At 73.1% G+C, this 21215-nt stretch carries 18 protein-coding genes; 8 read left to right on the top strand and 10 right to left on the bottom strand.

Features of this window, described 5'->3' with window-relative positions; genetic code table 11:
- Positions 1–174: 174 nt before the first annotated feature.
- The 5 genes from V5P93_RS14890 to V5P93_RS14870 are packed head-to-tail and all read right to left on the bottom strand — an operon-like array spanning position 175 to position 9861.
- On the bottom strand, positions 175–3495 hold the full coding sequence (locus tag V5P93_RS14890) for a hypothetical protein (RefSeq protein ID WP_104476084.1): 3321 nt from the start codon (positions 3493–3495) through the stop codon (positions 175–177).
- The gene (locus V5P93_RS14885) at positions 3492–5324 is read right to left on the bottom strand and encodes a hypothetical protein (RefSeq protein ID WP_104476082.1); all 1833 of its coding nucleotides are present in this window, start codon (positions 5322–5324) and stop codon (positions 3492–3494) included. The genes V5P93_RS14890 and V5P93_RS14885 overlap by 4 nt, the downstream gene beginning before the upstream one ends.
- Positions 5311–6438, bottom strand: a complete 1128-nt coding sequence (locus tag V5P93_RS14880) for a caspase family protein (protein WP_181043259.1) — start codon at positions 6436–6438, stop codon at positions 5311–5313. Before V5P93_RS14880 ends, V5P93_RS14885 begins: the two co-directional genes overlap by 14 nt.
- A complete protein-coding gene (locus tag V5P93_RS14875) occupies positions 6435–7574 on the bottom strand; it encodes a hypothetical protein (RefSeq protein ID WP_181043258.1) in 1140 nt (379 codons plus the stop codon). The genes V5P93_RS14880 and V5P93_RS14875 overlap by 4 nt, the downstream gene beginning before the upstream one ends.
- A gap of 25 nt (positions 7575–7599) precedes the next feature.
- Positions 7600–9861, bottom strand: coding sequence for a right-handed parallel beta-helix repeat-containing protein (locus tag V5P93_RS14870; RefSeq protein ID WP_146107882.1), 2262 nt, complete (start codon positions 9859–9861; stop codon positions 7600–7602).
- A gap of 52 nt (positions 9862–9913) precedes the next feature.
- Here V5P93_RS14870 and V5P93_RS14865 point away from each other — a divergent pair, with 52 nt between their 5' ends.
- Positions 9914–10129 carry a hypothetical protein gene (locus tag V5P93_RS14865; protein WP_374066180.1) on the top strand — a complete coding sequence of 72 codons (216 nt, stop codon included), beginning with the start codon at positions 9914–9916 and terminating at the stop codon, positions 10127–10129.
- A 22-nt stretch (positions 10130–10151) separates the two neighbouring features.
- Here V5P93_RS14865 and V5P93_RS14860 read toward each other — a convergent pair whose 3' ends face one another.
- Genes V5P93_RS14860 through V5P93_RS14850 form a run of 3 tightly spaced genes read right to left on the bottom strand, consistent with a single transcriptional unit; the run spans position 10152 to position 14355 of the window.
- Complete coding sequence (locus V5P93_RS14860; RefSeq protein ID WP_146107881.1) at positions 10152–12302, bottom strand: transglutaminase domain-containing protein; 2151 nt, start codon at positions 12300–12302, stop codon at positions 10152–10154.
- Positions 12299–13399 carry a DUF58 domain-containing protein gene (locus V5P93_RS14855; RefSeq protein WP_104476075.1) on the bottom strand — a complete coding sequence of 367 codons (1101 nt, stop codon included), beginning with the start codon at positions 13397–13399 and terminating at the stop codon, positions 12299–12301. Before V5P93_RS14855 ends, V5P93_RS14860 begins: the two co-directional genes overlap by 4 nt.
- A complete protein-coding gene (locus tag V5P93_RS14850; RefSeq protein ID WP_245930934.1) occupies positions 13396–14355 on the bottom strand; it encodes a MoxR family ATPase in 960 nt (319 codons plus the stop codon). Before V5P93_RS14850 ends, V5P93_RS14855 begins: the two co-directional genes overlap by 4 nt.
- A 172-nt stretch (positions 14356–14527) precedes the next feature.
- On the opposite strand from V5P93_RS14850, the gene V5P93_RS14845 reads away from it, so the two are divergent.
- Both V5P93_RS14845 and V5P93_RS14840 read left to right on the top strand, forming a co-directional pair.
- Positions 14528–14878 carry a helix-turn-helix domain-containing protein gene (locus V5P93_RS14845; RefSeq protein WP_245930932.1) on the top strand — a complete coding sequence of 117 codons (351 nt, stop codon included), beginning with the start codon at positions 14528–14530 and terminating at the stop codon, positions 14876–14878.
- Entirely contained in the window at positions 14878–15366 is a 489-nt protein-coding gene (locus tag V5P93_RS14840) for an SRPBCC domain-containing protein (protein ID WP_104476072.1), read from the top strand. The genes V5P93_RS14845 and V5P93_RS14840 overlap by 1 nt, the downstream gene beginning before the upstream one ends.
- A 97-nt stretch (positions 15367–15463) precedes the next feature.
- On the opposite strand, the gene V5P93_RS14835 is transcribed toward V5P93_RS14840, so the two are convergent.
- The gene (locus V5P93_RS14835; protein WP_181043257.1) at positions 15464–15637 is read right to left on the bottom strand and encodes a hypothetical protein; all 174 of its coding nucleotides are present in this window, start codon (positions 15635–15637) and stop codon (positions 15464–15466) included.
- A 416-nt stretch (positions 15638–16053) separates the two neighbouring features.
- On the opposite strand from V5P93_RS14835, the gene V5P93_RS14830 reads away from it, so the two are divergent.
- The 4 genes from V5P93_RS14830 to V5P93_RS14815 all read left to right on the top strand — a co-directional run bounded on the left by V5P93_RS14830 (position 16054) and on the right by V5P93_RS14815 (position 20231).
- Positions 16054–17118 carry a hypothetical protein gene (locus V5P93_RS14830; protein WP_104476070.1) on the top strand — a complete coding sequence of 355 codons (1065 nt, stop codon included), beginning with the start codon at positions 16054–16056 and terminating at the stop codon, positions 17116–17118.
- A gap of 70 nt (positions 17119–17188) precedes the next feature.
- Entirely contained in the window at positions 17189–18400 is a 1212-nt protein-coding gene (locus tag V5P93_RS14825) for a cytochrome P450 (protein WP_104476068.1), read from the top strand.
- Positions 18401–18654: 254 nt separating this feature from the next.
- The gene (locus V5P93_RS14820; protein ID WP_104476067.1) at positions 18655–18897 is read left to right on the top strand and encodes a hypothetical protein; all 243 of its coding nucleotides are present in this window, start codon (positions 18655–18657) and stop codon (positions 18895–18897) included.
- Positions 18898–19016: 119 nt separating this feature from the next.
- The gene (locus V5P93_RS14815) at positions 19017–20231 is read left to right on the top strand and encodes a hypothetical protein (protein WP_104476065.1); all 1215 of its coding nucleotides are present in this window, start codon (positions 19017–19019) and stop codon (positions 20229–20231) included.
- Between the two features lie 259 nt (positions 20232–20490).
- Here V5P93_RS14815 and V5P93_RS14810 read toward each other — a convergent pair whose 3' ends face one another.
- The gene (locus V5P93_RS14810; protein ID WP_181043256.1) at positions 20491–20631 is read right to left on the bottom strand and encodes a hypothetical protein; all 141 of its coding nucleotides are present in this window, start codon (positions 20629–20631) and stop codon (positions 20491–20493) included.
- On the opposite strand from V5P93_RS14810, the gene V5P93_RS14805 reads away from it, so the two are divergent.
- Complete coding sequence (locus tag V5P93_RS14805) at positions 20630–20857, top strand: hypothetical protein (protein ID WP_146107880.1); 228 nt, start codon at positions 20630–20632, stop codon at positions 20855–20857. The genes V5P93_RS14810 and V5P93_RS14805 overlap by 2 nt on opposite strands.
- Positions 20858–21215 lie beyond the last annotated feature (358 nt).

The raw sequence follows: 21215 nt of genomic DNA, 5'->3' as shown, positions 1-21215 counted from the left end.
AGCGGCGGGCCTGCTGTCGGCGCGCGCCAACGGCGGCAAGCGCCGAGTAACGGCCTTGCACTCGTCGTCGCACCGCGCTCATGACCCTCTCCCCTGTCGCTTGAACACCCATATCCTGACTCACGCCCCCGACCGCGGTCAACGTGATTTGCTTCCCCCCGCCCGGAAAGACCATCAGCAGCTCTGCCGGTAGGGAAATTCGGCGGCGACGCGGTACTCCCATTCCTGGCGGTTCAGCGGACGGGTCACCTTGGCGCAGGCGGCCGACACCGGATCCGTTGCCATGCCCGCGATCTCGCCGGTGTCCCAGGCGAGGGTCGTGGGGCCACCGGTGGTGAGCAGCGTGGTGCCGTCGGTGACGAACGCGGCGGTGTGGACGGTGCCGGTGTGACCAGCCAGGCGGGTGAGGCGGACCGGGCGCCGGGGGTCGCGCAGGCTCCAGATGATCACAGTGCCGTCCTGGCTGGTCGTCGCGGCCAGCTCGGTGCCCGCGTGCAGCGCGAGGGACTCGACGATGTCGGTGTGCCCGTCGAGCCTGCCGGACTCGACCGGGCTCGCGGGGTCGGTGACGTCCCAGAGGGTGGGTCCGTTGCCGCTGGCGTCGGCGGCGGCGAGGGTCGGTTCCCAGGGGTGGAAGGCCAGGTCGAGGACGGCACCAGCGCGTTGGGGGAGCACGCCGAGCCGCGCGGGGGCGGCGACGTCGCGCGCGTCGTAGAGGGTGATCGCCCCGTCCGCGTGACCGACGGCGAGGACAGCGGACCGGGGGTGGTAGGCGAGGGCGCTGACCGCGTGCGCCGCCGAGTGGATCACCGTCCGGCGGGTCGGGTGGTCCGGGTTGGTGAGGTCCCACAGCGCGACCGCGCCGTCGTTCGACCCGATCGCGAGGACGGTGGGGCCGAGGAACGCGACAGCGGTGGATTCCGCCGCTGCCGTGGGGATGTCGGGCAGCTGGACGGGTTCGTCGGGGTCGCGCACGTCCCAGCGGACCGCCCTGCCGTCCGCCATGGCGACCGCGACCACGGGCTCGACGGGGGCGAACGCCACGCAGCAGGCGATCGCGCCGCCGCGGGCGAGGCCCGCCGCGCGCCGCGGGGAGCCGGGGCTGGTCACGTCCCACAGCACGGCCTGCCCGTCGGCGCCCACCAGCACGCAGAGCGGTTGCGCCGCGTGGCAGGTTTCCCGTTCCCGCCGCCCGCCCTCCCCCGACGTGCGCGGTGTCGTCTGGCTGCTCTCGACGATGCCGTCGAGGGAGAGGTCCCACAGGACCGCGGCACCGTCGGCACCGCCGGTCACCGCCATCCGGCCGTCCGGGCTGACCGCCACCGACAGCACCGCGTCGTCGTGCCGGTCCAGCGCCAGCACCGGCACGTAGCCCCGGGTGGGGTCGTCCGACCGGCGCCAGACGCGGGCGACGCCCTTGCGCTTCCCGGTCCGCATGCCGATGGTGATCGCGATCGTCCCGTCCGCGCTCAGCGCCACGGCGGAGACCACCTCGGGCACGTCCACCACGGTCAATCGACTCGGCTCCTTCTCGCGCCGCGTACCGCGCGACCGCAGGACCTGGGCTTCGCCCGCCTGACCGCCGAGGAGGAGGGTCTGACCGTCCGCGGAGACCGCCGCGGCGCGCACTCCCCACGGTTCTGCCCTGGGGTCGTTGCCGAAGGTGTAGGTACCGGTGATGTCGCGGGGCGCGCGCGGGTCGGCGAGGTCCGACACCGCGAGGCCGTCGTCCGCGCCGACGACCGCGACCGCGCCGTCCGCGCCGAACGCCACCGAGCGCAAACCCTTGTGCCCCTTGGGCAGCGGACGCGCTCCCGCGCCGTCGGACAGCGCGACGGTGCCGTTCTCGCAACCGACCAGCACGCGTTCGCGGGGCGCGACCGCCAACGACACGGGCGCGCAGCCGGGCGGCACCTCGACCTCGCGTCCGTTGTCGTCGACCCCGTTGGTGTCCCACAGCCGCGCGTACCGCCTGCCCGGTTGGTCTTCGAGCAGGGCCGCGGCCAGCAGTCCGTCGGACGAGATCGCGACGGCCGTCGACCTCGTCCCGGTGGACAGCACGCGCCGCAGCGCGGGGGCGGTGACCCGGCTCGCGTCCCACAAGCGCACGCCGAGGTCGTCGCCGGTCACCATCGTCCCCTGTGGACCGAATGCCGCGGCGGACACGGCTTCCCGCCCCTCGATGAACCTGGTGACCGGCCGATCGGTCACCAGGCTGGCCGTCAGGTCCGCGCGCGTCGAGGAGTCGTCGCGCAGCGCGACGGCGGCCAAGCCCGCGCGCAACGCGCCCTCGCGGTCGAGCGGCCGCTGGCGGTCCGCGTCCGCGAGCAGGTTCCGCACCACCCGGTCCCGCAGGTGTTCGGACGCCGCCGCGCGTTCCGCCGAGATCCGGGACACGGCGACGACCGCGCCCGTCGCCACGAGCAGGAAGGCCAGGCAGGACACCAGCACCCCGCGCACGGCGCGGCGGGACGCGCGGCACGCCTGGTCGACGGTGTCGACCCACCGGACGCGTGTGCCCGCCGCCTTGCACTCGGCTCCCGCCCGGTCGTCCGACGGCGCGACGACCCGCCACCCCCGGCGCTTCGCGGCGGCGAACTTGCCATCGAGGCCGCCGACCGGGCCTACCGCGCCGTCGGCGGTGACGGTGCCGGTCAACGCGCAGGACGAGTCGTGCGCGAGCACGAACCGGGCCGCGCGGGAGCGGCGCAGGTCGGCCAGCGCGACGGCGAACGCCAAGCCGAGGGAGCCGCCGTGGATGCGCGGCAGGTCCTCGGTGTCGTGCACGGCCACCGACCACAGCACGCAGTCGCCCGGGCGGCCGTACCGCCGCCAGGCCGCCGCGGCGGAGGGCGCGAAGTCGGCGTCCACCCGCAGGAAGGCCATCGTCCGGGGGTCCGGGTACAGCCCTGGCGGGCCACCCGGGAGCACGGTGAGTTCGAGGGTGCCGGTGGCCCCCGGGTCTGTGCCCACCGCGTCGAACAGCAGCGCCACCGGCCGCGGTGCGGACCGGGGCGGGTCGGTGGCCATCAGCACGGCGGCGATGACCGCGTACGCCTCCGCGGGTGACGCGGCGCGCCGGGTCAGGGGTCCGAGCACGGCGCGGACCGGCGCGGGCAGGTCGGTGCGCGGGAACAGGTCGGTCGGCGGGATGGCCTCGGTCCCGGTCAGCACGCCCGTGCCCGCCCAGTGCTCGGCGGCGGACATCCGCGCGGCGTGCTCACCGGCCGCCGCGAGCGCGACCGCCGCGACGGCGCGGGCGGCGGACCTGGTCGGGTCGGTGGGGTGTTCGCCGAAGAGACCGGTGATCGGGTCGTCGTCGGCGTACCAGGCGCGCAGCCGCGCCGGGTCGGCGGTGGCGGCCTCCGCGCACACCCGCCACCACAGCCCCCGCACCATGCGGGCGCGCAGCCGACCCGGGGTCGGCGCGTCCGAGCGCCCGGCGGTGAGCCCGGCCAGCAGCCGGTCCAACTCCGCGAGCGCGGCCCCGGTCACACCGCGCCACGGGGGACGAGGTACCACGGCGACCGGGGGTCGAAGCCCGGCAGCGGGACCGACCAGCTGATCGTCTCCCCCACTCGCGCGGAGTTCTCCAACGGCGCGAAACGTGGGGACCGGTCGACCGCCCGGTAGGCGATCCCCAGGTACCGCTCTCGGAAGGCGTGGGTGATGAGTTCGGCGGTGTGGCGGCCGAGGCGATCTTGGCTCAGCACCAGCGTCCCGGTGGTGTTCGGGAGCAGCACGCGCATGACTTCCGGTTGCTCGTCTTCCTGGGCCGCCCGGACGACCGCGGGCGCGTCCGCCACGGGCAGCGGGGCACCCGGCCCCGCGCGGTCGAGGAGGGCCAGCGCCCAGCGGCCGTTCGGCAGGTACGACAGGGTGCACCGGCCGTTGGCGTCGAAGGTGCCGAGGAAGTGCTGCACGTCATCGACCCTCAAGGCGACGACGACGTTCGGTGGCGGGGAACCGTTGGGCGCGAACAGGTCCAGGTGCGCGGTATGCGGACCGTTGGACCTGATGGTCACCCGCGGCCGCGACAGCTCGTCGTCGATCTCGGTCGTGTGGGCGTCGACCTCGTGCCATACGGGGAGCCGCGCCGCGGCGGAGCCGTCGTCATCCAGGTACGCGGAGAGGTCGATGTCCGTCTCCTCGTCCGCCGCCTCCTCCGCACCTGCGAAGGCCCCACCGAAGACCCCTTCAGGTGCCCAGGGGACGCCATTGGGGAAGCCGTTGCCGAAGGGGACTCCGTTCCCGAACGGAGCCGCCGAGCCGAACAGGCCGGACGGGGGACCTTCGGGGTAGGTCGTCAGCGGCCGCGCGCGGAAGCCCAGCCGGTCCGCGCCTTCGGGGGCGACTTCCGGGTACCCCGGGGAGCGGCCGGTGAACGCGGTCAGCGAACCCGCCACGGCGGCGCCGAGGTATTCGGCCATCCGCTTGACCCGGTCCACCTGCCCGGTCGCGCGCAGGCTGTCGACGAGCAGGCGCAGGACCCCGGCGAGCACCGGCGGTCCGCAGGACACGGCGCGCCGCAGTTCGGCGGCGATCTCGGCTGGCTCGACGGCGAGGTCGCGGCGCCACAGCCAGGCGTTGAGCACGGCGGCGTCGGGCGAGTCCGGTTGGGCCCACAGCAGGTCGTCGACCCACGACCTGGCCCGCGCGTCCTCGGCGCGCACCAGGTAGTAGCCCAGGACCAGGGCCCGCAGAGGCGACAGCGGCTCGATCAGTGCCTCGGCCGCCACGGTGTGCGCCGCGGCGAGGTCGCCGCGGTCGAGGTAGCCGAGCAGGGTGGCGTCCAGTCCGGCCGGGAGCCGCACCCGCCACCCGCTGTCGAGCGCGGCCTCCACGCACACGGTGGTGCCCGGCGGCACGACCGTGATCAGCGACGTACCTTGGCCGCCGACCTGGAGCGCGTGGCTCGGGCTCCGGCTGTCGCGCAGGACGACCGACGCGGTCGCCGCGACGACACCCTCGACCTCGACGTCCACACCGGTCTGCCAGACCCGGCCCGTGTACCGCCAGCCGCGCAGCCAGCCGTCGCTGGGGACGACCGGGTCGGTGTCGGGCTCGGTGTGCTGAGGCCGCAGCGCCACGGCGGCGGTGTCGCCCGGGGCGGAGATGACGAACGACGCCCGCACGTGCTCCCCGGACGGCAGCCAGCCCTGGGCCACGTACCGGCCGGGCGGGAGCTCGACCGGGACCGCGTGGTCCGCGCGGACCACGGTGGCGGCCACGGTCGCGAGGTGCTCGTCGAGCACCTCGACCGCGCCGACGACCGCGCCGGGGAGGGCGTGCTCGTCGGCGTAGCGCAGCTCAGCGGTGGCCATGGTGCTCCTCCCGGCGCGTCACGGGCAGGTCGAAGCGCAGGTGCGGTGGGGCGAGCGCGAAGTACTCCACCGTCGGCTCGTACTCGCCGCCGGGGAACTCGGCGCACAGGGTGCGGATGCCCGCGGTCCCGGTGCCCTGCCAGAGCGCGGGTCGCGGGCCGCGCCGCTGCTCCGGTCCGCCGCGCGGGTCGCGCAGGCACAGCTCGGCCACGCCCAGCGCTTCCCTGGGGTCGCAGCCGAGTTGGAAGGGCACCCGGGGGTCCGCGGGCAGTTGGCGGATCTGGCTGCCGGTGCCCTCGGTGCGCGGGGAGCAGCGCTGGCGCCGTTCGCCCTGCCACGCCAGCAGGCTGTTGACGGCGGGCGCGATCCGCCCGGTCTCGACGCACCACGGTCCGGTGGCGTCGCGTCGCACGGCGGCGGCGCCGTCCAGGGCGGCCAGCAGGGCCTCGGTGAAGATCGTGGTACCGCCTGCCACACCCAGCGCTTCCGTTTGCGGCTCGGTGGCGAAGATGGTGCACATCTCCCGCGCCCGGCGGTGCACGCTCGGCTGCAACAACACATTGGTGTCCACACCGGACATGGTGAGCAGCTCGGGTGGTGTGGTGCGGCAGGCGTCGACGAAGAAGCACTGGGTGCGGGCGCGGCACTTGGCCATGGCGTCGACGAACCGGTCGATGTCGATGGCGTTGGCGAAGAACCGGTGCGAGACCGCGCCGAGGTCTTCGAGCAGGGCCAACTGGTGGGTGCCCGCGCAGCCGTGGCCGCTGAAGAAGAACAGGGCGACGTTGTCCTCGTGGGAGTCGCACCTGGCGTACCAGCGGTCGAAGGCCGCGCGGACGGCCTCGAAGGTCGGCGCGTCGGTGCCCGGGGTGTCGGAGGCCAGCAGTTCGACGCTGCCCAGCGGCGCGATGGGGTCGGCGCGCTGGGCGGTGACCAGCCACTCGGCGACCCGGACCGCCGAGGCGGGCGGCGCGGTGAGGCCGCCGAACCGGCGGGCCAGCGCGGCTTCCAGGTGGGCGTGCCCGCTGCCCGGTTCGCAGTGCGGGTAGCGGCCGACGCCGATGACGAGTGCGTGCGTGCGCGGGCCGTCGCCCGGTTGGTCGAAGAAGGTCACGCCAGTGCCTCCGCGACGCGGTGGGCGATGCGCCGGTGGAAGTGGGGCTGGCGCAGGTAGGCGGCGTGCGCCCAGACCGCGCCGGAGGGGTAGAGGTAGTCGGTGGCGCGGTCGAAGATCGGAGCGACCCGGAACGCGAGCGGGTCGGCCCGGTCCACGACGTTGATCCACGAGCGGATGTTGTCGGGCACGACGGGGCTCGCGGGGGTGCTGGCCGCGAAGAGCTTCAGCTCCTCGAACAGGCCGACCTGGGAGCCGACGGTGACCAGGACGTCGACGGTGAGGTCGGGGCGGAAGTGGCTGAGCAGGTCGTAGACGATGTTGCCACCCATGCTGTGCGCGACGACGATCACCGGTCCCCCGTCGGCGGCGGCGCGTTCGACGGCGTCGGCGACCACCTGGACGATCGGCCCGGGCCGGTCGGGGGTGCCGCGGTGGGCGAGGTGGGCGAGGACGTCGCCGAAGGTCCGCGCGATGGACGGGCCGAGGTGGCGGCGGAACAGGTGCACGGGCGGCACGGTGACCGCGGTGACCGCCGCGCGGCGGAGCCTGTTGGCGCCGGAGGCGAGCCACTCGCGGACGGTGCTGAGGCCGCCGAGTGTCTCGACCTCGTCGTCGGCCGGTGGCCCGACCTCTGCGACGAGTCGGTCGACCAGGGCGAGGTCGTCGTGGACCTCGGCGAGCCACGGGTAGCGCTCGGTTTCCGGGGAGTCGGGGTACAGGGACTCCCGTAGTGCGGTGTAGTCGAGGACCGCGGCGGCGAACCCGATCGCGTCCTCGGTGCCGCCGGTGTCCTCGGCGACGGTGTAGAGGGCGTCGACCGCGTCGGGGAGGGAGGTGCGCGCGATGGAGAGCAGCCGCGCCTCGGCGGAGCCTTCGCCGCCTGCGGCGATCGACTCGGCGAGGTCGTCGGATCCGCCGAGGCGTTCGATGCCGTCCAGGTCGGCGCTGGCCAGGCCCCAGTGGAGTGCCCCGCCGTGCGCACCCCAGTACGGCGAGAGGATCCGGGTGTCCGGCCGCTCGGGGAAGGCGGTCGACACGAGGTGCCCCCGGAACAACCCGTCCCGAAGCTCCTGTGCCTCGACATACCCCCCGTCCAGCCGGTTGCCGATCCCGTGCACGTAGACCAGCGCCACGCTCACCCTCCTCTGGTTGTTCGGTTCACCGGCACACCACCCCGGTACACCCCGCCGGGTCACCGGACGAGGTGTTCCCCCCGAGATCGACCACCGCGCCGCGCGGCGCCTCAATCCCGTGATCCGCGTTGTTGCGAGTTGAGTTGCTCGCGATCTCGACCCCGCCGCCCACCTCGGTGTCGATGTGCAGCCCGTCATCGATGGCAAGGCCGTGGCGGTCAACCAGGCCATCGGACCGGTGACCGTTGCCGACGAAGGTGTTGCCCTCGATGGTCATCGACTCCGGTCCGGGACTGCCCAGCGATACAGTCGCCCCGGCAGCACCATTGCCTTCGAAGTGGTTCCCGGAAACCCTGGTTTCCCGCAAGCCTTGGGGGACGGAACTCCCCAAATGGAGGCCGACCTTGTTGCCTTCAAAGGTGTTCCGCTCGATCAAGATGCCTTGGGCTGGGGACGCGTCAATGGTGACCGCTACATCCGCACCACCGAAGGAGTTACCGGCCAGAATGACACCGCTGCTGATTCTCAGCTCGACCGTGCTCGCGTCGAAGATGTTGTTCGTGATCTCCGTACCACCTGACTGGCTGAGCAGGACGGTAGCGGAGCGGAAGACGTTGCTACGGAAGACGGAGTGAGTCCGTCCGGGCAACCCGACATGCGCACCGATCAGCTCACAACCGACCATCTCACCGACCGAAGGTTTCGAACTTCCTGCGGAGAAGCTGCCGGTGATCACGGAATCAGAGATCCGATAGTCGCTTCCGCCGGTCACAATCGAGATGTGCTCCGCGCGGCTCCGGGTGACCCGGGTATCGGAACCGGAAACCTGGAGCGAGATCAGTGTCAAGTCCTCGATCCGGGCGCCTGCCCCGTCCAGTTTGATCTGGCCTTGCACTGTGCCCCGTCGCAAGACCGAGCCGTCGTTGTTGTCGACCTTGATGTCTCCCACGACGGTGTGGCCGTCCAAGTCGATCAACACGTCGTGGGCGCCGATGGTCAGCGCGGGGCCTTCGCAGGTCAGATTCGCGCGCAGGACCGTGCTCTGCCGCACCACGTCCCCACAATGCAATGGCAGCGGCGGATTGATCACCATCAGCGTGACCGTCTGCTCGTCCCTCCGGCTCCCCGCGCTCACCGCCAGGCTGACCCGGTACTTGCCCACAAACCTGAACCAGTGGCTGAACTCGGCCCCCGTGCTCGTCGCCTCCGTTGTCCCGTCGGGTTTCGACACCGTCCACCGCCACGCGGTCGGCGCCCCCGTCACGCGTGCGCTGAACGCCACCGGCACCAGCACCTCCGGGGTCGCCGGGTTCGTCACGATCTCCTCCACCCGCAACTCCGGCAGCCGCGGGCCGGAGGGCTTGATCGACTCCGCCATCGTGCCACCCGTCGTCCGCGCGCGGGCCGGTTTCCCCGTGCTGGTACCGGGTTGTCCGGTGCGCGTGGTCGGTCCCGCGCTGGTGGGGGTCGGTCCCGGTGTCACAGCGGTGGCGGGCGGGTCGTCCTGGTATTTCTCCAGCCTCCGGACCGTTCCGTCCGGGGAGATGACCCCCGCGAATCGGGTCTCCGGGTCGTTGAAGTACACGATCCAGTCGTGTTCCACCAGGTCGAAGCGGCGGACGTGGTCGGAGAGCGGTTCCGTCCGGTTGACCGATGCCGTCGCGGTGTCGGCGATCAGCACGCGGTTGCCGTCTCCGTCCGTGAGGAAGACCTTGCCGCCCAGCAGAACCGGCTTCGCCGACCCGTGCGCGCCGACCGCGATCTCCGGGCCGCACGCGCGCGCCTCGAAATCGCACACCGTCAGCGACCCGCCGCGTACCACCACGAAGGCCGGGGCGTCCACCGCGCCCTGCACCACGTCACCCGCACCTATCTCGACCGACAGCGTCCGGGCCACGGCACCGGTCGACGTCAGCAACATCGCCCTTCCCGCCGCCACCAAGACCGGCGCGCCCTGAGCTGACGTCAGGCGGGGTGAGCGCTCGCCCGGGAACACGTGCTCCGTCCGGCGACCGGTCGGGCCCGTCGCGCCGAGCGTGTACGCGGTGATCGAACCGTCGGAGCCGTCGGCTACCCAGAGGGCCCGGTCGTCGGTGGTGTCGGCGGATACCGTTCGGGGCAGGGCAAGGGCGTCGCCGGTCGGCTGGAGGGTGTGGCGGTCCAGTGCCCGCAGCACGCCCCGCTCGCGGTCGAGCGAGAACACGCCGGTCGCGGTGTAGCGGAGATCCGTGGCGCGGCCGGACAACCTGGTCGCCCGCTTCTCGCGCGTGGCGCCGTCGATCCCCACGAGTTGCCCGGTCGCCGCGTCGAAGGCGTAGCCGTCGCCGCCGACCTGGTCGGTGTCGAAGCTGCCGTTGACGCCCGCGACCGGCACACCGGCCACCACTTGGACCGCCACCCCGTCGACCAGCGTCGCCTGGCCCACCGCCCGGGACGGCAGCCACACCTTGCCCGCGAACAGGTCCGGTCGGACGACCGGCGGCGCCGGGTCCGCGCCCGCGATCACCGCCGCGGCCGCGAGGACCGTCAGGCAGGCCAAGGCGACGGCCCGTTGAGCACTGGTCGGCGTCCCGCGCATCAGTACCGCCAGCGCTTGCGCAGTGGACGCGGGTTCAGCCGGTTGATCGGCCGCAGCGGCAGGCGGGCACCCCGGTACAGCGCGCGGCGCAGTCCCCGCTCAGTCGCCCAGGCCAGCCGGACGTCGTCGGGGCCGAGGTGGCGTGGACCGAAGACCGCGGCGGTGGCAGCCTCGGCGAGGTCGGCGAGGGGCGCCACGCGGGGGCCGAGCGCGGTCACGGCGTCCGAGGCGACCTCCCCCGGTGTGCGGTGGCGGGCGGCCGGGACGCGCAACTCCGTCAGCAGGTCGAGGCACTCCGCCCACGCGCCGATGACCCGGTCGGCGTCGTCGCCGCGGCGCCTGCGCCGGTGTCTGCGCCACGACTTCGCGCCGAGGACCACCAGCGCGGCCGCCAACACCGCCGAACCCGCACCCGTCGCCACGACCACCGACCACGGCGCACCCGGCGGCTGGTCCTGATGTGGCGACTCGGGGCGGTTCGCCGCAGAGGCCAGGTCCGGGGGCCCTGGCTCGTCGGCGGGGGTCGGGTTCGACACCGCGCGCGGCGGTGTGCGGCGCTCGGTGCGTGTCGGGTCGGTGGGGTCGTAGGGAACCCAACCGGCGTCGGGGAAACGCACCTCCGCCCACGCGGTAGCGTCCTTTGTGGATACGAGGTGCACACCCGCGGTGGTGGGGATCCGGTAGCCGACGACGACTCGGGCCGGGTAGCCGAGCGCGCGGGCCATGACGGCGAACGCGGCGGCGTGCTGTTCGGCGTACCCGTCGTCGTCGGTCTGGCGGGCGGCGATCACGCGCGCGATGTCGGCGTAGCTGTGCCCGGGTCGGGCGTCGCGGTTGTAGGGCAGCCCTCGCAGGAAGGTGTTGAGAGCGGCCAGTTTGCCGGTCGGCGTCGGCTCCGGGTCAGTCACCTCGTGCAGGAGTTGCCGGACGACGGGCGGAAGTCCCGGCGGGAGCCTCCGGTAGACCTCGTCGTCGGGGTTCTCGCTGGGGCGGACCGCACGGCTTGGCGGGTCGGCGGACAGCAGTTCGGCGGTGACGTCGTACACCGCTCCGCCGCGCGCGATGTCCGGAGAGTACAGCGAACCGGACGCCTCGTCGAAACCGACAGCCGCGCGCGCACCGGGGAAGTCGAGCCGGACCGGTTGGCCGAGCACCGGCACGAACGGGGACCGCAGGCGCGCCACGGTGATCCGCGCGTTCACCCGACGCGACGCGGGGCCGCCAGGAGCACCCGCCAGCCGCTGCCCGGCGGCCCGGAACTCGCCACCGGTGGTCCAGATCGTGCCGTCGAACCGGTCCAGCACGGCGATGGCGACACCGGGCAGCCCGGGCGCGTCAGCGGCCAAGGTGACCGCGCACACCGGCCGCGGCGGGTCGAGATCGGTCTGCGGCCGGACATCGGCGAGTGGCGTGAGCACGCGCGGCGTCTCGGCGGCCCGCAGGTCCAGCGGTCGCGGGTCGGCGCGGAGGGCACCGGTGCCGAACACCGAGGTCGCGCGGACCGCGAACCCGGAACCGACCGCCACCACCACAACGGCGCAGGCGACCGCGCCCCAGCGGACCGACACCTCGGACGCGGGCCGCGCCCGGTACAGGACCTGCGCGAGCACGACAGCCGCGAGCGCGGCGGCGAGCCCCAGGGACGTCCCCGGCACCGTGGCGACCACAACCAACCCGATCCCGTACGCCAGAACCGGCGGCCCGGCAGGCGCCACAGGCGAACGCGACCCGATCGCGAGCCCGGCCGACGCGTAGGCGGCCAGGAACGTGACCAACGCCAACGGAACCAGCACGCGGTGATCGACCGGGGCGGGCAATCCCACCGACAGCACCGTCACCCACCCACGCGCGGTCCCCGTCGCCACTTCACGAGCGGCCCCGGCCCACGTCCACGGCTCACCGCCACGAGCGAGCAGCACGACCGGCAGGACCACCACGACGTACCCCGCGACCGCCGACAAGACCTTGACGAGCGGAGACCACCGCCACCCGAACGCCGCCACCGCACAACCCGTTCCCACGATTCCGGCCACCGCGGCCACGGGCCAGTACGCCGCCGACTCGAAGAACCCGCGGTACAGCACCACCGACGGCACCAAGGCGAGCAGCCCCAGCCCGAGGTCGGCGGCGACACCGCGGGCGCCGGTCACCGGTTGTTCCACTTGGCGGCGAAGTCCGCGCTGGACGCCACCGTCAGCACGCCATCGACCTCGGGGCCTGTGGTGTCGGGATCTACCCGCACGACCAAAGCCCCCGGACTGAGTGCGGCATTCGGCCCGGTGGTGACAACGACGGTGGTCGCCGTCTCCGCGCCCGGAGCACGGAACCTCGGCGGTCGCACGGTTTCCGACGGTTCGACGCCTGCCAGGAAGTCGAGGACCGCCGTCACCCGCGCCTCGGGCGTGGCACCGAGATCGGGAACGTGGCCGAGGTCGGTGGTGCAGAGGGTGAGCCGGGCACCCGCGCGCAGCGCCGAGACCGCGAGGGACGCGGCAACGCGGACCGCGTCCTCGAACTCCTCCCCCACGGCAAGATTTGTGGTGTCGAGCAGCACGAACAGGCCCGGTGTGTCCAGCACGCCGTGGTGGCGCACCATGAGCGTGCCGATGCGGGCCGTGGCGGGCCAGTGGATGTACCTGCTGTCATCGCCGACGACGTACTCGCGCAGGCCGTAGTAGGCCATCCCGGTGCCACGCGGCCGCGCGGCGACGCCGTCGACGGTGAGGCGTTCGCCGCCGGGCCACGGCGAGGTGAGCGGGTGGTGATCGGGGTGCACGTGGATGACGGTGTCGCCCTCGGTGGCGAACCGGCGTCGGATGAGCCGGGCGGGGTCGTGGACCGTCAGCACCGGCGGCGGGAGCCGGTACACGCCGCGTCGGTCGGTGGGCAGGTGATAGCCGTGGACCCGGGTAGTGGACCGACCGCGCGACGGCGGCAGCGCGAACCGGCGTTCCCGCCCGTCCAACACCTCGGTGACCTCAAGCGCGGGAACCGTGCGGGAACCGGCGTTGTGCACCCGCAGCAGGCATTCCACCGACCTGCCAGCCGTGACCCGGTTCGGCTCGACCACGCGAGTGGCCCGTATCCGGGCCCCAACCGCCTGCCACACCGAGGAAAACGCCAGCAGGGCGGCGGCGCAGAACCCGAGCGCGACCGCCTCCGGGTAGTCGAACCGCACGCCGAGGGCCACGAGGACACCCGCGGTGCCGCCCGTGGCCCAGCCCGCGCCGGTCGGCCGGGCGCTCACCCGGTTCGCCTCGGTACGGGCACGGCGTCCAGCACCTCGGCGAGCACGTCCTCGGCGGAGGTACCGGCGAGCGCGGCGGCCGGGCTCAGCGGCAGCCGGTGCGCCAAGACGGGCACGGCCACGTCCTTCACGTCCCCCGGTGCCGCGAAGGGCCGTCCGGCGGCCGCGGCGACCACCTGCGCGGCGCGCGCCAAGGCGATGGTGGCGCGCGGGCTGATGCCGCCGAGCGCCTTGGGGTGCGCGCGGATCGCGGCGGCGATCCCCACCAGGTAGTCGCGCAGCGGCTCGTTCACCTCCACGGTGGCGGGCATGGCGAGCAGACGGCGCGCCTCGTCGAGGGACAGCACCGGTTTCACGGGCAGCACGTGCCCGTTGGCGATGCCCTGCGCCACGATCACCTTCTCCGCCACCGGGTCGGGGTACCCGATGCGGATGCGCATGAGGAAGCGGTCGAGCTGCGACTCCGGCAGCGGGTAGGTGCCCTGGTGCTCGTACGGGTTCTGGGTGGCCACGCAGAAGAACGGCGGGTCGATCGGGTGGGTGGTGAGCCCGGCGGTGACCTCCCGCTCGGCCATGGCCTGCAGCAGCGCGGCCTGGGTGCGCGGTGGTGCCCGGTTGATCTCGTCGCCGATCAGCACGTTGCTGAAGACGGGACCGGGGCGGAACTCGAACCGCCGGGTCTGCTCGTTGAACACGTCGACGCCGGTGATGTCGGTGGGCAGCAGGTCCGGCGTGAACTGCACCCGGCGCGCGGTACCGCCGTGCACCGACCCGGCGATGGCCTTGGCCAACGACGTCTTCGCCACCCCCGGCGCGCCCTCGATCAGCAGGTGGCCCTCGGCGAAGAAGCACACCAGCGCCAGCCGCACGGCGTCGGGCTTGCCGTGGATGTGCTTCTCGACGTTGTCCGCCAGCTCGGCGAACCCGTCGCGGAACCCCCCTGGCGACAAAGCCACGCGCCACCCCTCCGCCGAAGATCGAGTCGCCCGGTACATCGCACGGTCCGCGCACCCGTTACGGCCCACCGCGAACGCCCGCGCACCCGGTGGAACGGCCCGATCAGGCGCGCCGCCGCAGGGTCGGTGGGCCACTTGCGCGAACCACCGGACGGCACTAACGTACAACCATGTGGTTGTAGATAAGGCGACTGCGGACGAGATCGACCGGCTGTTCCACGGGTTGGCCGACGCGACGCGGCGGGACGTGCTGTCGCGGGTGTTGCGGCGGGCCCAGTCGGTGACCGAGTTGGCCCGGGAGTACGACATGAGCTTCGCCGCGGTGCAGAAGCACGTGGCGGTGCTGGAGCGGGCCGGTCTGGTCGGCAAGCAGCGGCACGGGAGGGAGCGGCTGGTGTCCGGCAACCCCGACGGGCTGCGGCGGGCCGCGCGACTGCTCGACGAGTACGAGCGGATCTGGCGGCACCGCGCGCTGGCGATCGAGGACATCCTGGCCGAGGACGAGGACAAGGAGGACGCGTGATGGTGGTCATCAACTCGCACAAGGACATCGAGGCGTTGACGCTGACGTTCGAGGCGGAGTTCGGCGCGCCGGTGGAGCGCGTGTGGCGGGTGTGGTCGGACCCGCGGCGGCTGGAGCGGTGGTGGGGGCCGCCGGGCTGGCCCGCGACCTTCGAGCGGCACGACTTCACCGTCGGCGGCCGGTCGGCGTACTACATGAGCGGCCCGGAGGGCGAGAAGTACCACGGCTGGTGGAAGATCACCGCGCTGACCCCGCCCACCGGGCTGGAGTTCGAGGACGGCTTCGCCGACGACGCCGGCCAGCCGATCGAGGCGATGGGCGCCACGCGGACCTCGGTCACCCTCTCCCCCGCGGGCGGCGGCACCCGGGTGGTGTCGGTGACGACCTTCGCCTCGGTGGAGCAGCTGGAGAAGCTGTCGGAGATGGGCATCGAGGACGGCCTGCGGCGGGCCATGGGGCAGATCGAGGCGGTGCTGGCCGACGACTGAGTCCACATCGGACCCGAACGAGCGCGGTCTCGGCTTGGCCGAGACCGCGCTTTTCGCTATGCGGCGCCCGCCGGACCGAGACTCACCGGACCCAGACTCACCGGACCCAGTTGAGCGGCGGCCAAACCCCGCAGCGCACGGCTTCCACATCGGACATGCGGCGCGAGCGGTCGGGGGCGTTGCGGTCGGCGCGCCGCATCCGCGCCGCCGCCTCGCCCCGCCTCAGCCGCTCCACGTCGCTCTCGGTGCTGCTGTTCGAACGGTCGACCATCCCCGCACCTCTCTTCGTCGTGATCCCCGAACACGGCACGTTCGACACTCAGAGTAGTGAAGACACTCCTTTCAGTCACGGTAGCTCCGGCGCGCCGCTCGCGCAAGTACTCGGCGATCGAACGGTCGCCACCGGGCCCCGGTCGACAAGAACAGGGTTACCGATCTCGCCGCGGCCACACCCGCGGGTTCGCCACGGGCCAAATATGTCCACAAAGGACCATTTGTGGGTCGGTGCGGGCCGACCGGACCGGTCGGTCATCCTTTCCGCTCGCTCCCTCGGCGTTCACCGAGCCGCCCGGCGGGTGGGATGGTCGTGATCGGACAAGTTCTCGATCACGGGTAACAGCGGCCACCCGCGTCGCGACCTCAAGGGCGATCCGGGCGTTGCGGAGCCCGGGGTCGCGAGGGGGTCTCATGGGCGTCGCCGTGGTGTCGACCGAGGACGACGACAGCATCGCCGGGCTGGTGCTCACCAGGGCCGGGGTATCCACTCCGGACGTTTCGGCGGCGACGACCGGACTGGCCGCGCGCGCGGGTGGCACGGACGTCCTCACCGAACGAACGACCGAGCAGCTGACCGAGGCGGACTGGCTGGGTTCGCTCTGGGAGACCTGCCTTGGCGCGCGGCTGGAACTGCGCCACGTCACCGACCCCCGTGAGCACCGCGTGGACACCTACCTCTTGGTCCGCGCGCCGGGAGCCGCCGAGTTGGTGTCCCGGATCGCCGACCGCGTCCCACCCGGGCTGACCGCAACGGTCATCACCGCCGAGTCGGACCTGAAGCGCATTCTCCTGCCCTTTCCCCTGGACCCCAACGGAATCGTCGAGATCGGCAAGACGATCAGCGCCCGGCCGGGCGCGGGCGGCGACACGGACGCGCCCCGGATCGCGGCCGTGACACCGTGGCGGGGTTCGACGCCGATGACGTGGCGTCGCTTGTGGACAGAGCTGGTGGCGCAGCCGGTGCCGGTCCTGGTCTCCACCGGTTTGCGCCCGTTCCGCGTCGACGACGACCTGAAGTCGCTGCTGGCCGGGCACACGGAGCGGTTGCGGCAGCTGTCCCGCTCCGGCCCCTCGCCGACGGGCAGCGTGTTCGGCCGCAGGCGGGCGCCGGACGACTTCGCCGCGGCCGCGGTCCCGCTGTTCGCCGACGCCGTCGACCGCTACGCCGACCGCGCCTTCGACGTGCGGGTGTCGCTGGCCGCCGCCGGGCCGCTGTCCCGGCGGCTGACCCACCAGGTCGCCGAGGCGGTGTCGACCGGTGACGCGGCGGCCGGGCTCGCGGGCAGGCCCGCGTCGATCACGTGGCCGGGCGCGGCGGAGGTCACGACCGCCTGGCAGAACGTCACCGGGCTCGGGTTCACCCGGTTGCTGCGGGTCCAGGACCCGATCGACGCCGTCGGGCCGGTCGAGCGCGGGCTGGCGACCACGGCGACCGTCGCGGAGGCGACCGCCGCGTTCCGGCTACCCGCCCCCTGACCAGCCGATGTAGACGCGGAGCCACCGCCCGATTACCGTGAGTGGTTCAGTCGAGGTGGAGGGGCGGGCGATGGCCGACGTGACCGACGAGACCCTACTGGCGGTTCCGGTGCCCCGGACCTGCCCGTACACCCCGTCGGCGGAGTACGCGCGGCTTCGGGAGCGGGAGCCGGTGGCCCGGGTGCGGCTCCCCAACGGCGAGCCCGCGTGGCTGGTGACCCGCTACGCGGAGGTGCGGGCGCTGCTCGCCGACACCCGGTTCAGCTCCGACCGGCGCGCCCCCGGGTTCCCGTTCCTGCTGCGCGCCAAGCCGAACCTGACCTTCCGGGACCGGGTGCCGATGCTGTCGCTCGACCCGCCCGAGCACGGCCCCGCGCGGCGGGCGGTGCTGGGTGAGTTCACCGTGCGCCGCATGCGCGAGCTGAGGCCGCGGGTCCAGCGAGTCGTTGACGAGTGCGTCGACGCGCTGCTGGCCGGTCCCCGGCCCGCCGACCTGGTCGCGGCGCTGGCGCTGCCGGTGCCGTCGCTGGTGATCTGCGAGCTGCTCGGCGTCCCCTACGCCGACCACGTGTTCTTCCAGGAGCGCAGCGCGGCGGTCGTGCGGCGGTCGACCGCACCGGACGACCGCGACCGGGCGATCCGGGAGCTGCAGGAGTACCTGAGCGGGCTGATCACCGCCAAGGCCGCCGACCCCGGCGACGACCTGCTGGGCAGGCAGGTCCGGCGGCAGCGCGCGGCGGGCGCGGAGGACCACGCCGAGCTGGTGTCGCTGGCCACCCTGCTGCTGATCGCGGGCCACGAGACCACCGCGAACATGATCTCCCTGGGCACCATGACCCTGCTGGAGCACCCGGACCAGCTGGCCGCCGTGCGCCGGGACCCGGGGTTGGTGCCGGGCGCGGTCGAGGAGCTGCTGCGCTACCTCAGCGTCGTGGAGAGCGCCCTGTCCCGCGTGGCCACCGCGGACCTGGCGATCGGCGGCACCCCGATCCGCGAGGGCGAGGGCGTCCTCGCCGTCGGCCACGCCGCCAACCACGACCCCGCCGCCTTCCCCGACCCGGACACCTTCGACGTCCACCGCGACGCCCGCCACCACGTGGCCTTCGGCTACGGCCCGCACCAGTGCCTCGGCCAGAACCTCGCCCGCCTGGAACTCGAGACCGTCTTCGCCACCCTCTTCCGCCGCGTCCCCACCCTCGCCCTGGCCACCCCGGCGGACGAGCTGCCGTACAAGGACGACGCCACGATCTACGGGCTCTACACCATGCCGGTCACCTGGTGAGCGGTGTCGCGGCCGTACGGCCCTGACGTGGCCCGCCGCCGGGGCAACAGGCTGGGGGCGGGCGTCGGGATCGGGGAGGTCGTGTGCGTATCGGACGATCGTGCTCTGCGGGGTCTTCTGCCTGCTGACCGCCGTGCCCGCGGCGGCCGAGGTGGGCGGGTACCGGGTCGTCGGCCTTGAGACGCCAGGGGTGTGGAGCGCGGTCGCGGATGTGAACAACGCCGGCACCGCTGCCCGGCCACCTGGACACGTACGTGTACGCCATCAACGGTTCGGGCACCGCCGTGGGCCAGTCATACCGCTACACCAACGAGAACTTCGAACCCGTGCGCTGGAACCCGGGGGGCACCCCCACCCGGTTGCCGACGCTGCGCGGCACGACGACGAACACCCCCTTCCACATCAGCGACCGGGGCGCGATAGCCGGGCAGGGCTACCTCGCGGACGGGGACCGCTTCTGGAGCCGCGCGGAGCTCTGGCTGCCGACCCACCGGTGAGCGGAGGGCACACCGCTGTCCCGTCCCGGTGGAACCGAGGACAGGTCACAGCCGCATGGCCCTGATGTGCGCGCACGCCGGGGCGGCACACTTGCGCGGGGCGTACCGGGGAGGGAGATATGTTGCTGCGCAAGGGAATGGTGTGCACTGCTGTCGGTTTGTTGCTCTCGGTGTCGATCCCGGCGGTGGCCGCGGGCGCGGAGGCGCGCGGGTTCACGGTTGTGGCGTTGGAGACGCCGGGATCGGTGAGTCGGGTCACGGGGCTCAACGACTCCGACATGGCGGTCGGGGTGCTCATACCGGACGAGTACCCGTGGGACACGATACCGGTGCGGTGGGGGCGCGATGGCGGGTTGACCCGGTTGACGCTGCCCGAGGACGCCGACGCCGGGTACGCGTACGGCATCAACAACGAAGGTACCTGTGCGGGAATGGTCTACAGCGAGGCCACGCTCGTCCAGCGACCCGCGCGGTGGGATCTCGACGGGCGGGTGACCGAACTGCCCGGGGCACCGGGGTTCCCGGAGACCGCCGCGATGAGGGTGACCGACAGCGGGTGGGTGGGCGGCTTCGCGACCAACGACCGGCTCCCGGCCCACCCGTGGCACGCGGTGCGGTGGGACCCGGCGGGTGGCATCGAGGTACTCGAGCCGCTGCCCGGCGACGAGCACAGCTCGGTCACCGGGTTGACCGACGACGGCGTGGCCTATGGCTTCTCCGCGCGCAAGCGCGCGACCGGCGCCCCGTCCGCCGCTGTCCGCTGGGGCCCGGACGGCACGCCCACCGCGCTGCCGGTGCCGTCGTGGGCGACCGGGTCCGAATTGCGCGGCCTCCGCGGCCGGTTCGCCTACGGCAGCGTCGGCCTCCCGAACGGTCGCAGCGCCGCGGTTCGGTGGAACCTGCGCGAGGACGCCACCACGGTGACCGTCCTCGAGCCGGAGGGGTTCGAGTGGCCGTACGTCTGGGGCGTCAACGCGCGCGGCGAGACCCTCGGGAGCGGGCAAGGTCTCGAGGACCGCCACCAGAAGGCGTTTCGGTGGAACAGATCGGGCAAACCGACCGAACTCGCGCCGCTCCCCGGCGACGACTGGGCGACCGCGAACGCCATCAACGGATCCGGTGCGGCCGTGGGGACCTCGACGAACCCGGACCGCACGGAGACCCGCACGGTGCGCTGGTCCCCCTCGGGGCGGATCGCCGAACTGCCCCTGTTGCCCGGAACCGGCTACGAATCGCCCGAGTACACCAACGAACGCGGTTCCGCGGCGGGTCAGGCCTACTCCACGACCGAGCCCCACAGCCGCGGCGTGCTCTGGGTGGCGACCGACGACTGAGACGCCCGCGGGCAAGGTGCACGCGGCAAGATCCACACTATCGTGTGGCGATCGGTACCGATCGCGAACAGCTGTCGTTTACTGGAAGACCGTGCTGCACGTGCATGATCACGTGCAGGGCAACGGCGGCCCGCCGGGGCGAGGTGCTCCCGGACCAGGCGGGCCGCCGTCTCCGAACAGGGGGTGGAGGCTGGTGTCAGCATCATCAGCCTCCGCCCCCGCCTCCCGGGCGCGTTCCCTTGCCCGGAAAGGTTTTCCCTCAGGGAGTGACGCGCCTGCGTCGGAACTGCTGGACGAACTCCCCGACGAAGGCCACGCCCGCGACCACTCCCACGGTCGGCACCGCGACCGGGGCCAGCACGTGGAACAGCAGCAGGACCGCGCCGAGCACCGCGACCATGAACACCATGGTGACGGCGAAGTCGTACCGCGCCGCGCGCCGCCGCGCGCCGCCGCGCGGCCGCCTTGTCCGGCCGCGCCGGGGTTTCCGGCGACCGACTCCCGCGCCCGTCCAACTCGATGAGCACGAGCGGCGTCCGGCCGCCGCTGCCGACCGGGTGATCGCGTTCCCCCCGGCCGGGGAGATGACCGTGTCTGCCTGGCTCGTCGGCCGCGCACACTTGTAAGGTCACCACTTGGTTCGTGCCTCCTGTTCGCTTCACACTCGGTCCAGAGGTGCGGGCCGGTCTGGACGTGCGGCTCCCCGGCGCCTACCGGGGAGCCGCACTTTCACGTCCATCCCGCCCTCGCGGCAATCATGCAGGAAGCCCCACGCGGTTTTCCAACCGACCGCCGAGTCTGCGACGAATCGCTCCTTCGCGGAGCCGAACGGTCGCGGAGAACGGGGGGACGGTGGGAGTACCGAGAAGCGACTCGCAATGACACGCGTACTTTACCCAGACCGGGAAACGCCTGACTGTCACCCCATCGGGTGGAGCGCCGGTAGTCCACTGGCGGCATGGGGAAATGCCAGTGGACCAGGCG

The organism is Actinokineospora auranticolor (assembly GCF_041897805.1).
Classification (GTDB): domain Bacteria; phylum Actinomycetota; class Actinomycetes; order Mycobacteriales; family Pseudonocardiaceae; genus Actinokineospora; species Actinokineospora auranticolor.
Note: the sequence above shows the minus strand (reverse complement) of the source record. Positions and strands in the feature narration are given on the sequence as shown.